This window comes from Apibacter sp. wkB309, from assembly GCF_002964915.1.
In the GTDB taxonomy this organism is placed as follows: Bacteria; Bacteroidota; Bacteroidia; order Flavobacteriales; family Weeksellaceae; genus Apibacter.
This window is the reverse complement of the sequence record NZ_PSZL01000022.1, coordinates 600,210-614,441: the sequence shown is the minus strand read 5'-3', so window position 1 is coordinate 614,441 and position 14,232 is coordinate 600,210. Positions and strand designations below refer to the sequence as shown.

Sequence of the window (14,232 nt, the reverse complement as noted above, 5' to 3'; positions counted from 1 at the left end):
AACATATGAATAGAACAGAGATTTGTAAAGATAACTTTAAAAAGCTGTTTAAAGGAAATGCCTTAAATGGAGAAGGTAATGATCCCGAATTGATGGAAATTCTTCAAAAATTTATTTTTGGTCAAGTTTTTACGGTTGGAAAATTAAATATAAAAACCCGAGAATTGATAACTTGTGTAGTTCTTGCCTCGTTGCAGCAACTGCCTCAATTAAAATCTCATGTACATGCCGCATTGAACGTTCAGGTAACACCGATAGAAATAAGAGAAGCTATTTATCAATGTGCCCCGATTATTGGTTTTCCTAAAACCCTAAATGCTATTGCAAGTATGAATGAAGCTTTTACCGAAAATAATATCTCTCTACCTTTAGAAAAACAAAGTATTATAGAAGAGGAAACCAGATTCGAAGAAGGACAAAAAATTCAGATTCCTCTATATGGAAATCATATGAAAGAGTTAATGTCTGCTTTGCCGGATGGTATGGGTGAAGAGGTTGCCAAATTTCTTATTGAAGTTTATTTTGGAGATTTTTATACAAGAAAAGGACTTGACCTTGCCATACGTGAGTTATTAAGTTACTGCGTGTTGGTTTCACTGGGAGCGGAAGACCAACTTACTTCTCATTACTTTGCAAATCTTAAACAGGGCAATAATAAAGAACTGATTGTAGCAGCTATCATTCAGACATTGCCTTATATTGGATTTCCACTTGCAATTAATGCATTGAAAATCATCAGGGATTTACCTGAGAAATGGCAATAATATCTTTTTTTAAAGATCTTTAAAAGCTTATTAAAAACGATTAAATAAAATTGATATTCCGGCATTTTTGCTTAAATCTTAGAAAGGTTATAGTCAATCAATAGAAATTAATAGTTAAAATGCCGAATAACGTTTAATAAAGATAAATAAAGTTGCATGAGGAATTTATTAATTTAATCCTCTGCTTTCTCACCTGTTTTTTCATAAAAAATTATTTCCGATTTTTTTAGATAATTAGTCTTTGATTTACAAATAATAGTCGATTCTATCATTAAAATACACTACATTTGTTAGGTAAATATGATAAATAATACAAGTACAGCTAAGTTTTCTTAACTAAAAACTTTAAAATAATTGTAGTTGTTCCATCATTTAATTTTCCAATAGGAAACTAAAAAAAGAATAGATTGTTGATATTAAACAGCAACGATGTTTCAATTTTTACTATTGTAAATTAATATAACGGATTCTTACCTATCATCTGATGAATTGATTCAATAAGTTATCCGTAAATTATTTTGAAAAAAAATAGATAATTTAATACTAAGACATTATGCTAAAAGCGGGTTTAGTCGGAGCCGGACATTTAGGAAAAATACATTTAAAATTATTACAGCAGTCTGAAAAATATAATCTGATCGGTTTCTATGATACAGATGAAGAAAACGGGAAAAAATTAGAGAAAGAATTTGGTTATAAATTTTTCACAAATTTTGATGAATTATTACATCAGATTGATTTACTGGATATAGTAACTCCAACCTTTGCCCATTTTGAATATGCTAAAAAAGCCATACAAGCAGGTAAGCATTTTTTTATTGAAAAGCCTATCGCGGGGACTTTACAAGAAGCAGATGAAATAATTCGGTTATCCCAAGAACATAACGTACAGGGGCAAGTTGGACACGTGGAACGTTTTAATCCTGCATTCACAGCGGCTAAACCCTATATAGTAAATCCCATGTTTTTGGAGATACATCGCTTGGCAGAGTTTAATCCGAGGGGAACAGATGTTCCTGTAGTATTAGACTTAATGATCCATGACTTAGATATTGTTTTATCCATAGTTGAATCAAAAGTAAAAGAAATCCATGCCAGTGGAGTAGCTGTGGTTAGCAATACTCCGGATATTGCCAATGCCCGGATTGAATTTGAGAATGGTTGCGTAGCCAATGTTACAACCAGCAGAATATCCATGAAAAATATGAGGAAAAGTAGGTTTTTCCAGAAAGACGCCTACATTTCAATAGATTTTTTAGAGAAAAAATCCGAAATCATAAGAATCAAGGAAGTACCTGAAAAAATACAACCATTTGATATGATTATTGAAAATGCAGAAGGTGAAAAAAAACAAATTATATTTCAATATCCTGAAATTGAAAGCAATAATTCTATTTTGGATGAATTAGAGTCTTTAGCCGATTCCATTGAAAATAAACAACCAATCAAGGTAACTTTAATGCAAGGTAGAGAGGCTTTACGTGTAGCTTTGGAAGTGATGAGGCAAATAGAAGGAAAAAAATAGAATTAGAATTTATTTGAATGTAAAATTTTGAGCATATTATGGGAGGATTAAATTTTTTTTACATGATTATTCTATATGCCGAAATTAACTAGGTTATGAGCAATGAAATCGTAGACCAAGAAGAGGAAGAAGTTTTAAAAGAGGATGTCCCGGATAACTATTTGGCGTTCGCTATTATTTGTACTGTGGCTTGTTTTGCCCCGGTAGGTATATTTGCCTTATTTTATTCTTTACGGGTTAATCAATATTGGGAACAAAAAATGTATGATAAAGCAAGACGATCATCCATCATTACACGCATTCTTTGTATTTGGACAATTATTGCAGGAATAGTCTTTTGGCTCGGTATTCTATCGGGGGCAATTTATAACATCTTTGGTCAAAAATTCCATCATTGACATAAGTTACCTGTGAAATGCATGATTTTTGATTAATTATTCATTTTATTGTTAAAATCAGTATGAATACCACGTATATCAATTTAAAAAATTTATTATGGAAAGCTGCTTTCCTTTTTATAATAAGTTTGAGTTTTACGGCTTGTGGAGATAAAGCAAGCTTATCAGAAGATGTCGCTTTAAATTCAATTGAAGCCTATTTAAAATCCAATCCCATTTATGAAACAGTGGAGATAAACATTGGTGAAGTTAAATTTAGTCTTAAAAAAGATAAAAACGACCTCAAGGCCTATAAAGAATTAGAAGAGAAAGGATATGTAAACCTGAATTTGGTTAAACAAAAAAAGAAATTTCTCAGTAAAGATAGTGTCTTTACCTATGAAGTGAAGCTTACCGAAAAAGCTCGTCCTTTTGTGCTAAAACAAAAAAAAGAAACGGTTGAAGTAAAGTCTTTGGAATATCAATTAGGTGACAAAGAACAAGCTCGAATTGAATTGACCGGTAAAAAAACAGCTAAAGCTGTACTTACCCTTAAAAAGGTAGCTAATGACTTTTCCATATTGGGATATGATAAAAATCCTCATACCGATTTTATAGTGAAAACGTTTAATTTAAACTATAAAAAAGATAAAGGTTGGATAGTTACTAAAAGTAAGTAACTTATTTTTTCCTTTGGTAAGTTACAAAGCGGAAATCATACAGGTGCTTATCATCTTTTGGATGAAATTCATCAAATGTTTTATTCCATTCTGAAAAGTCAATTTCAGGAAAATAAGTATCGGCCTTATCTATTTGTGTATGTACTAACGTAAGTTCTAATGTATCGGCATATTTTAAAGCTTGTGAATAGATCGTTCCTCCTCCAATAATATACGGGTTGGAATCTTTATTACGTGCAGCTTCGATGGCTTCGGGTAAAGAAGAAAACAAATATACGTTATTCGGAACCGGATAATCTGCTTTAGAAGATATTACCATATTTTGACGATTGGGAAGAGGCCGTCCTAACGATTCAAAAGTCTTCCTACCCATAAGGATCACATGATTTTGTGTGAGTGATTTAAATCTTTTTAAATCCAAGGGAAGATGCCAAAGTAATTGATTGTTATTTCCTATCGCGTTATTTTCATCTATAGCTGCAATAATTGTCATGTAAATGGATGTTAAATGAAATTTAAATATATAAAAAAAAGAGTAAAGAAGAAATCTTTACTCTTTTTTCATGTAACATTAAAATGGTTGTTTATTTCATTTTATTCAATCCGTCGGTAATATAGTTTACTTGGTCTTTAAGACTCTTATTAAGAGGTGATGCATTCGAAGCCTGTTGTTTCATTTGTAAAGAACCTTGCATAATTTGAAGCATCACTTCACCAAAGCTGTATTTTTTAGCTTGCGGGTAAATTTTTAAAATAGAATCAACAATAGTTTGTGTTTCATTAGGATAATCTCCCATCATAATAGTTTGTAGACCTTCAAAATAAGTGTCTGCTTCCTCCTGAGACTCAGCCGAAAGTAAAAGATTCAGGAAATTTTTTGAAATAACGGATAATTTAGAATTATCTTTTGTTACAATTGCAGTTTTGGCAATAGCTATGGATAAATCACTGCCCGGGTTTTTGTCATCTATTTTAGAAACCAACTCAGATGCCGCATTTTTATCCACTTTTAAAACTCCAAGTATGGAGGCCGCTTTTACACTATAAGAGGGACTATTAAATGATTTTATAAACAAGTCCTTATATTTTGAAGCATCAATTGTTGCTAACTGTTTAATAGCTTTAGCCTGAACCAATGTCTTTGCGTCTGAAGTTGCAATTTTTTCCAGTACTGATGCCGACTTTTGCTTAACCGTTGGATTAGTCTCATCCAATTTTGAAATAGCAAATGTTCGCAATCCTTCAAATTTATCAGAAGAAGCCGCTTTCAATAATGTTTCCAACGCTTCAGCATTTGAAGTTTGAGCATCCGCTAATTTACTTACAGCTTCTTTTCTTGAACTGTATTCTGGAGCATATTTATATTGAATTATATATTGTTCAGTAGTTTTATCGTCATTCAATTCGCAAAGTAGAATTTTATCAGGATTTATATTTACCAATTGAGGTTTAGATTTATAAGGAAGCTCAAAAGAATTAGTTTCGGCAGCTTTTGCCCAAACATGATGCCTGGTAGGTTTCCCGTTTTCATAAACATCAATACCCACAGGAAATTGAAATTTCGGTTCTTGACTTTGAGTTAAAGTTACAGTTACGGTTTTTTTAGCTTCATTGTACGCATAGGCTGCTTTTAACTTAGGATGTCCATTGCCAAAAAACCATTGGTTGAAAAACCAGTTGAGATCTTTTCCGCTAACTTCTTCCCAAGCCAAACGGAGTTGGTGGGCCTCGGTTGCCTTGTATTCATTGGTTTTAAGATATAGGCTCATACCGGCAAAAAATGCATCATCGCCCAAATAATTTCTCAACATATGTAAAATTAATCCTCCTTTGTTATAACTTACGGCATCCATCATATCTTCTCGATCTTTATATTTAAAGCGAATTAAATCCTTGTCAAAATTTTCACCACCATACATATATCCGTCTCTTTCATTATCCCGGTGTTCTTCCGCATAATCTTTTCCGTATTTATGTTCCAGCCATAAATATTCCGAATAATTCGCAAAGGATTCGTTTACCGGAAGGTTAGACCAACTTTCTGTAGTAGCCAAATCTCCAAACCAATGATGAAATAATTCGTGGGCGATAACCGGTTCCCAGATGTTTTTATCTACAAGTTGTCCGGGTTTTTGTAAGGCGCTTTCATCATGAAGCGTACAAGTGGTATTTTCCATGGCACCGCTTATATAATCTCTTGCCACCATTTGACTGTATTTTTCCCACGGATACGGATATTGTAACAGGGTTGAAAAATATTCAATCATCGAAGGGGTATCTCCAAAAATTTGCTTTGCATAGGGCTCATATTCCTTATCTACATAATAGTCTACCGGTATATTTTTCCATTTGTCTTTAACAATAGAAAATTCTCCAATACCCATAAAAAATAAATAAGGGGCATGTTTTTTATCAAATTTCCAATAATCGGTACGAGTACCGTCAGCATTTTTGGTTTGATTTTTTAAAGTTCCATTGGATAAAGTCACGTATTTATCAGGAACCGTAATATATATTTCTTCTGAAGTTTTCTGATTGGGTTTATCTATAGTCGGAAACCAACAACTGTTGGATTCAGTTTCACCTTGTGTCCAAATTTGGGTGGGCTTGTCTTTGTTTTCTCCTCGCGGATTAATAAAATACAGACCTCTGGCATCATGAATTGCTTCACTTCCTTTTTGTTTAATAGAACCGGGAATGGCTATGTATTTGATGTAGACTGTGTAATTTTCGTTTTTAGTGTAACTTTTGTCTAATTTTATTTTTAACTGATCGTTACTATACGTGTACTTTAACGCTTTATTTCCATTTAAAGTTAGCGAGGAAATTTCCATACCTTTTGCATCTAAAGTCAAAGAGTCGGTAGGGTAGAAGTGAGGTTTTAAAGTTATCCAGGCTTCACCGAATAGCTTTTCGTTGGGAATGTCAAAACCCACTTTAAGCTTCGTATGAACTAAATCATTAACCATAGTAGCAGAAGGATGATACGTTGAATAATCCTGAGCTCTAGTATAACCAATGGTTAGAATGGAAATCAGAATAATAATACCTTTTTTCATTAAAATTTATTTAAATTAATTATATATTAAGAAAACATACAGTAAGAAAAATCTAAATTTTTATTCAAACCCTATGTTTCTATTCCATTAAAGGAGTTTTTATAAGTATGATAAAAAATACTATCGGCTAATTTAACTAATTATCTTAATAAGTTAAGTTAAGAAAGTATTAATACTTCTCAATTAAGTACGTTGGTGAAATTTTATATGTTCTTAAAAAAAGTGAAGGTTGGAACTTTTAAGATTTTCAACTATAAATACTAACCACTTGTTAATTTTTAAATAAAGATCCCTATAAATCTTACTTCTATAAAAATAAAAAGTTTGTATAAATGCTAGTTATACTTAAAAAGTAAGATAAAAAGACTAGATAAATTTAATTTTAGTAAAAAAAGTTTGTGAACAATCTTTAGTTAGTTCAGAAAGAATTTTGTTTTGACTGTAATTTAATTCATGACGTAAAGCAGACGAGTCCAGTTGTATGTATAAAGTTTCATTGTCTATAAAAATTCGTTGAGTATGCTTAGCGATAGGGTTACCCATCATCTTTCTCCATTTTTCTTCCATTTCAAGAATAAGAAGTTTTTCTTCCATTCCTAATTTTTTTATGAGGTTTTTAATGGCAGAATTGCTCGTTTGCTCTTTTCTTCTAAGACTCATATAATAGGATTGTTGGTTAAAAAAATTACAGTTCAAAAATCAGATAATCCGAGCTGATTTGTCGGACTATTTTTTCCGTTCGGTCTTTATGCGTATCGGAAAGAAATATTTGTCCAAATTGTTCTTCATGAGCCAATTTTACCAATTGCGCCACTCGATGATCATCCAATTTATCGAATATGTCATCCATTAATAAGACCGGACTTTTAGACGAAAATTCTTTGATAATTTGTAATTGTGCTAATTTTAATGCAACTAAAAAAGATTTTTGCTGCCCTTGAGATCCAAATTTTTTTATAGGGTATTGAAATAATTTAAAAATGAGGTCATCTTTGTGTATACCTCGAGTAGTATAAGCAGCAGCTCGATCTTTGTCTAAATTTTCTTTTAAGAGATTGCTTAGTTCTTTTTGTTCTAAATCCGATATATAGTCAATGGTTACATCCTCTTCACCTTGGGAAAGTGCAGAGTAAAAATTACAAAATTTAGGCACATAAGACGAGATAAATTCTTTTCTGATTTGATGTATTTTTGTTCCGTGTTCAATCAATTCGGAATCATACATTTCTAAGCTGATGGCATCAAAATAATTGTTCGCTGAAAACAATTTCAATAAAGCATTTCTTTGGGCTAGAGCTTTTTGATACCTAAGAATCAGATGGAGATAATCAGGGTTAATTTGACTGATCATTCCATCCATAAATTTTCGTCTAAACTCACTGCCTTCACTAATTAAGTTTCGATCATAGGGGGAAATCATCACACAAGGATATTTACCAATATGATCGGAAAGCTTTTCGTACGTCTTAGAATTTCTTTTAATAACTTTTTTTTGTCCCGCTTGAACTACAATCCTGATCGAATCTTCTGTAGTTTCATCCGAAAAATTGCCTTCCACCGAAAAAAAGTTTTCATGAAAACGTATATTGTTTTGATCTGAATAGTTTAAGTAACTTTTAGTCAAAGAAAGATAGTGAATAGCGTCCAATACATTCGTTTTTCCAACTCCGTTATTTCCTACAAAGCAATTTATTTTTTCGGAAAAAGTGAAATTTTTTTCAGAAAAGTTTTTAAAATTAAATAATCTAAGATTTTTTAGATACATGTACGGGTTAACTTATTTTCGGGTATTCGGTGGGATTTACTTCATGCATAACCTCATATATTTTTTCAACCACATCATCCACAGAAGGTTTTGAAAAATAATCTCCATCGGAACCATAAGCCGGTCGATGATCCTTAGCCGTAATAGTTTTAGGAGCTGAGTCTAAATATTGAAAACCGTTTTGTTCTTCAATTATTTTTTGCAAAATATACGAACTTGCCCCTCCGGAAACGTCTTCATCAGCAATAACCAAACGGTTGGTTTTTTTAAGACTTTCCACAATTTCATGGCTTAGGTCAAACGGTATTAAAGATTGAATATCAATAATTTCAATATCTATGCCTAATGTCTGTAATTCTTTGGCAGCTTCTGAAACAATTTTCCAAGTTGCTCCATAGGTCACCACAGTGATATCTTTACCTTCTCTTGTAATTTCAATCTTTCCGACCGGAGTTGTAAATTCACCTAAATTAATTGGCAAGTTTTCTTTCAATCGGTAACCGTTTAAACATTCAATAATCAGGCACGGTTCATCAGCTTGAAGCATGGTGTTATAAAATCCGGCTGCCTGCACAAAATTTCTGGGAACCAAAACATAAATACCTCGTATATAATTAATGATTCCGCCCATAGGAGATCCCGAATGCCAAATGCCTTCCAATCTGTGTCCTCGAGTACGGATAATCAACGGAGCTTTTTGCCTTCCTTTCGTACGATAACTCAAAGAAGCAAGATCATCGCTTAAAGTTTGAATACAATACAACACATAATCCAGATATTGAATTTCAGCAATGGGACGCAGTCCTCTCATAGCCATTCCCAATCCTTGCCCTATAATAGTACTCTCTCGAATGCCGGTATCGGATATTCGGTATGATCCGTATTTATCTTGCAATCCTTCAAATCCTTGATTTACATCGCCAATCTTTCCTACATCTTCACCAAAGGCTATTATTTCAGGATATTTTTCAAAAAGTTTATCGAAATTGTCTCTAATTACTATTCTTCCATCCACTGATTCCGGATTATCATCATAAACAGGGGCAATATACGGAACATGTAGTGCTGAATATCGGGTATCTGTATATAATTTGGAATTGTAATTAAGGCTTTCATTGTCTGATATTTGATTATACCAAGTAAGCAAATTAGTTTTGGCCTGCGTATTTTCTTCTCTGACAATTCGAAGAACTTTACGTATAAAATGGAAAATATCTTTTTTGTAAGGCAGAGACAGCTGTTGAAAGTTTTCTTTTTCCAAATTTATAAAAGCCTTTTTAACACTTTCATCAGCTAGGGCGGAGATTAAATAAACCGTTTGATTACTTAGAGCATCCATGTCTGTACGGAATTTATTCCATTCATTTTTTTGATGTTCCTTAACCAATTGTTTAATTTCTTTTTCTAAACTCAATAATTCTTCTTCGGTTGCAACTTGTATTTTTTGATTGTTCGTTTGGTCGTACGCTTCATAATCAATAATCCATTCTCTGAATTTCTTAATACAATCGTGTTCTTTTTCCCATTCCAAACGTTCGGCAGATTTATATCTTTCATGAGACCCCGAACTGGAATGTCCTTGAGGTTGAGTAAGTTCACTTACGTGTATAATAACGGGGATATGTTTTTCACGGGCTATTTTTTCTGCACGAGCATAGGCTTCAATTAATTCGGCATAATCCCATCCGCGCGCCGTAATGATTTCACATCCTCTGGAATTTTTTTCCTTGGTTCTTTTAAATCCTTCCAAAAGCTCAGAAAAATTGTCTTTGGCTCTCTGTTTAGACGATTCAACGGAGATTCCATAACCGTCATCCCAGATGGAAAGAACCATAGGGATTTGCAAAGCGCAAGCAGCATTTAATGCTTCCCAAAAATGTCCTTCTGATGTACTCGCATCTCCGATAGTACCAAATGCTATTTCATTGCCTTGATGGGAAAATTGTATTTTATCTTCAAGTCCCGAACAATTTCTATAAATTTTAGAAGCGTAAGCTAATCCGAATAAACGAGGAATTTGACCGGCTGTGGGAGATAAATCTGCAGCATTATTTTTTTGTTCCGTAAGAACTTTCCAATTACCTTCTTCATCAATTAAATGAGTAGCATAGTGACAATTCATCATTCTTCCGCCTGATTCCGGTTCTCTTTGGTCATCGGTATCAGCATATAATTGTGCAAAATAATTTTCAATAGTAATTTCACCTACTGCAAATGCTAGGGTTTGATCGCGATAATACCCCGAACGAAAATCTCCATTCTTAAAAACTTTAGACATGGCTATTTGCGGAAGTTCTTTTCCGTCTCCTAAAATGGCAAATTTTGCTTTTCCCGAAAGAACTTCCTTTCTTGCCAATAAACTGGAATAACGGCTGATTAAGCACAATCTATAATCATTTAATACTTCTTTTTTAAATTCCTGGAAGCTTAAATTAGCATCTGAGATAGTAGAATTTATATCTTTAATCACTCCTATAAATATTTTTAGCAGAAACAAAGTTACAGATTTTATTCGAACCTAAACCTATTGAAAAAAGCAATGTATTTAAAAGTTTAAGTTATAAAATTACTCGCCTTTTAACAAATATAAATTCAAGTATTTATGAAATTAAAAGGTTTTATTTTAGTATAATGGAGAGATTTCATTATTTAAATATTTTCGCAAAATAGCTATCTATCAAAACTTTTAAATAAAAAAACAAAAATTATATAAAATAAAACACTTAGGTAATATAAAGTTAAATTTCTGTAGCCTAAGTATATAATTTTAAATCGAAATAGATAGCGGATTAAAATATTTAATATAATCGTTAAATATTAGGAATAAAAGTTAGTCATTTATAAATATTATTATTCGTTGACTTGAACAGATTTTTGATAGGGTGTTACAAGAAAATATAAATTAGAAGCAATCCAACCGATCCAAAATAAATAACCACCTAAATGAAAACGTTCTTTCATGATTTTATGTTCATATACCGTTGAAAAATCATGATATGTATAGGCAAGCCCCAAACAACCGAGTAATAAAAATAAAAAAAAGAAAAGCCGGGAGAACGTCAAATTGCATATACGCTTGATGAGGTATTGAATAAGTATTAGCATGAGTAAAATACTAAAAACAAGAAGAGCGGTTTTCCACCATATTTTTAATATTTTATATTCACCTCTAAATAAATTAATTCCCATTCGACCGATCCAAGACATTTTAGACATTAATATTCCAATGGAAACGGATACCATTGCTTCGAAAAGTACTAATAAAGATAATCTTTTCATTACATAAAAATTTATTAAGAGAAAATATAATTTAAATCCAACAAAGTAAAAATACTAAGAAATCATGAAATGATAAAGCATGTATATTGAAGGAGTTTAAAAATTTTAAGATGTATTAAAATGATTGAACTTTAATATAACAGAAATAAAAATTTCTAATTTTGAGAAAGCAACCTAATATTTAGTATTTAATAAATTTACTATAACAATGTTTTCTAAAACTTCATTTAAAATTGTAGATTGAAATAGTATTTACGGCTACATTTGTTTATTTTATATAAGTATTAAGTGCTTAAATTTAACTAGACAATATATTAAAAAAAATTTTTAAAATTTTTTATGGAAAAATAGTAAGAAAAACATCTATAAGAATAAATCAAAAATTGAAAAATAATATAATGAAAACAATTAGAAAAATTTTAACAGGAATTATTTTAGGCAGTATTTTAGTATCTTTTACTCAATTAAGTAGAGAATCAATGCATCAAAAAGAAGTAAAAAATGATCCCGGAAAAGAATTAGTAAATTTTCCAGAGGCAAAATCCGGCATGATGCGTCATGTGATTATTTTAGATAAGAAAAATAATGAAGAATTTTATAAAGTAGAACTTATTCCCGGAAAAATAATGAAAGTGGATTGCAATAAACATACTTTACTGGGAAAAATAGAAGAAAAAGAGTTGGAAGGCTGGGGATATAACTTTTACGAGTTTTCTTCAGAAGGAAAGACTATTTCTACACGAATGGCTTGTCCACAGATACTAAATAAAGAAAAATTTATTTCTTCTGAATCAATCATTATTACATATAACAGTAAACTTCCTATAGTAATTTATACCCCAAAGGGATATATTGTGAAATACAAAATTTGGGAAGCCGGAAAAGAAAAAACAGCTTCAGTGAAATAATTAATAGGGTTAAAAAAAGGAATTCTTTTCAATTTGAAAAGAATTCCCTACTATATAAAAGTTTAACTTTTAAATATCTTTAATAAAAATTATTAGTAATTAATTCAACATATACGATTTAATATAATCTTTGAATTGAAATATAAAATCTTCTTAGGTTATCTGAATTAGTACCGGTATCCATATTATCTATAAATCCAAAAAAATAAATTTTATACCATTTATCATCCAGAGAAATATCTGCGGTTAATATCTCAGTCTGATTATAGGAAGGATTAATACTTAAACTTCCTCCATTAGCCATGAGCATATTTTCACCCATGTTAGCCCAAATACCGTCATCTAAACTCACATACCCTCCCCTGGGAGCTAAAATTATGTTGGCATTACTTTTAAACGTTGCACTAGCTGTCGCTCCAAACCATAATTTAACTGGGGAAGAGGTGATATTTACTAATCTGGGATTATAGGAAACAGCACCTATTGTACTAGCCCCATTCAATAAATAAGCATCTACCCTTAGTTTACCACCTAAAATGGGTAGATCACTAACGTATTTGCTTAACCAATAATCGGGAACATTATTATATGGATTAGTTATTAAATCACCAAAATTGGCATTAACATACGGAGATCGATAGTAAACATGTTCGCCGGGTGCAAGCCCTAAACCCGCACCAATGGTAGCATCACAGTTTTGCATAGCTACGCTAAGCGGAAATGTTGTTGTCTGAGGACTTGTAACTGTTGGAATTCCATCTATCACATAACGTAAAGCACCGTTTCCAACATTAAATTGTCCGGCTTCAAGTGTTGCTGTAAGACCGTTTACAGGTCCAATTGATTGAGCAGGATAGGTACCACCGTCACCACCGGTATAAGGAACCGTCATAACTCCATGATACCTTTCATCGGCAGTATAAAAACTTGGAACAGTAATAGCGGCATTACAGGTCAAATTTTGGATGATCCCCGGAATGATGGGACGACCATCTAATGTCTTCCATTGTTTTCCATTCCAAAAAACATATCCATTAAAAACAAAATTTGGATTATCTCCCAGATTATAAACTAATAATCCTACAGCGGGATCCGGAATTGTGAGAGTGTCTATATTTGATGTTAAAGATACACGAGGACCTAAAAAACCTTTTTTACTGCCGGAACTAAGTCCGTCTACATTTAATTCCAGGATGGAAGAAGCATCGGGATCCGTGGTACCAACACCCACACTACCATCTGAAGTAACAATAAAATCGTTCGCTCCTTGAAACGGGGTAGGTACACCAATTTCCGCATTATCCTTCATGCCATCAACATGAAAGGTACCTTGTGGGTTATTTGTATTTACGCCAATTTGGCTAAATGATAATATGGGAACTAATAACATCCCTAAAAAAATAAACTTAGTTTTCATAAATTAAGTTGTTTTTAATGATTAGTATATTAATAAATATGTATTTAGAAGAGATCTTACTTGTTATAAGGTTATTTTAAATAATGTTAAACATTTATTTTAGAATTTATTTTAAAATATAAGTCTAAAAGTGTTTACATAAGTTTTTTAGTGAAAGTAGTGTCTATTATGTTATAATAATATTAAATACAAATGTAAATATTTATTTTAAATTTAGCATTATAATTTTAATAATTATATAATTTTTTAAAATAGTTGATATAAATTACTTTTAAACTAAAATTAATATTCACATCCTAATACAGTAATAGGCTTGCTGTACGTATAGCTAAGAATACATCTAGTCTGAATTTAAAATTTACTGTTTAAAAATTCAATAGTTTTTCTAATATAATTCTAATGTTCCTTTAATATAAAAATAACTTGGGTCAAATAGCACTCTAATATTTGGTAAATAA

12 protein-coding genes are annotated in these 14,232 nt (G+C 31.6%); 5 read left to right on the top strand and 7 right to left on the bottom strand.

The window, feature by feature from the left end; translation table 11 throughout:
- Window positions 1-5 precede the first annotated feature (5 nt).
- From C4S75_RS08595 to C4S75_RS08580, 4 genes are all read left to right on the top strand, one after another.
- Window positions 6-764: a carboxymuconolactone decarboxylase family protein gene (locus tag C4S75_RS08595; protein WP_105297888.1), complete on the top strand. Its 759-nt coding sequence runs from the start codon at window positions 6-8 to the stop codon at window positions 762-764.
- A 553-nt stretch (window positions 765-1,317) separates the two neighbouring features.
- On the top strand, window positions 1,318-2,289 hold the full coding sequence (locus C4S75_RS08590; RefSeq protein WP_105297887.1) for a Gfo/Idh/MocA family protein: 972 nt from the start codon (window positions 1,318-1,320) through the stop codon (window positions 2,287-2,289).
- Between the two features lie 95 nt (window positions 2,290-2,384).
- The gene (locus C4S75_RS08585; protein ID WP_105297886.1) at window positions 2,385-2,687 is read left to right on the top strand and encodes a CD225/dispanin family protein; all 303 of its coding nucleotides are present in this window, start codon (window positions 2,385-2,387) and stop codon (window positions 2,685-2,687) included.
- Between the two features lie 62 nt (window positions 2,688-2,749).
- Window positions 2,750-3,346, top strand: coding sequence for a hypothetical protein (locus C4S75_RS08580; RefSeq protein WP_105297885.1), 597 nt, complete (start codon window positions 2,750-2,752; stop codon window positions 3,344-3,346).
- Between the two features lies 1 nt (window position 3,347).
- Here C4S75_RS08580 and C4S75_RS08575 read toward each other — a convergent pair whose 3' ends face one another.
- The 6 genes from C4S75_RS08575 to C4S75_RS08550 all read right to left on the bottom strand — a co-directional run bounded on the left by C4S75_RS08575 (window position 3,348) and on the right by C4S75_RS08550 (window position 11,449).
- Entirely contained in the window at window positions 3,348-3,839 is a 492-nt protein-coding gene (locus C4S75_RS08575) for a dihydrofolate reductase (RefSeq protein ID WP_105297884.1), read from the bottom strand.
- Window positions 3,840-3,930: 91 nt separating this feature from the next.
- Entirely contained in the window at window positions 3,931-6,405 is a 2,475-nt protein-coding gene (locus tag C4S75_RS08570; protein WP_105297883.1) for a M1 family metallopeptidase, read from the bottom strand.
- Between the two features lie 366 nt (window positions 6,406-6,771).
- Entirely contained in the window at window positions 6,772-7,065 is a 294-nt protein-coding gene (locus tag C4S75_RS08565; RefSeq protein WP_105297882.1) for a DUF721 domain-containing protein, read from the bottom strand.
- A gap of 25 nt (window positions 7,066-7,090) precedes the next feature.
- Window positions 7,091-8,170 (bottom strand): DNA replication/repair protein RecF, encoded by a 1,080-nt coding sequence (locus C4S75_RS08560; protein ID WP_105297881.1) that lies wholly within the window; start codon window positions 8,168-8,170, stop codon window positions 7,091-7,093.
- A 7-nt stretch (window positions 8,171-8,177) separates the two neighbouring features.
- A complete protein-coding gene (locus C4S75_RS08555) occupies window positions 8,178-10,628 on the bottom strand; it encodes a thiamine pyrophosphate-dependent enzyme (protein WP_105298153.1) in 2,451 nt (816 codons plus the stop codon).
- Window positions 10,629-11,020: 392 nt separating this feature from the next.
- Window positions 11,021-11,449 (bottom strand): hypothetical protein, encoded by a 429-nt coding sequence (locus C4S75_RS08550; RefSeq protein WP_105297880.1) that lies wholly within the window; start codon window positions 11,447-11,449, stop codon window positions 11,021-11,023.
- Window positions 11,450-11,847: 398 nt separating this feature from the next.
- On the opposite strand from C4S75_RS08550, the gene eco reads away from it, so the two are divergent.
- A complete protein-coding gene (gene eco, locus C4S75_RS08545; RefSeq protein ID WP_105297879.1) occupies window positions 11,848-12,357 on the top strand; it encodes a serine protease inhibitor ecotin in 510 nt (169 codons plus the stop codon).
- Window positions 12,358-12,475: 118 nt separating this feature from the next.
- On the opposite strand, the gene C4S75_RS08540 is transcribed toward eco, so the two are convergent.
- Window positions 12,476-13,774 (bottom strand): hypothetical protein, encoded by a 1,299-nt coding sequence (locus C4S75_RS08540; protein WP_105297878.1) that lies wholly within the window; start codon window positions 13,772-13,774, stop codon window positions 12,476-12,478.
- Window positions 13,775-14,232: the final 458 nt, after the last annotated feature.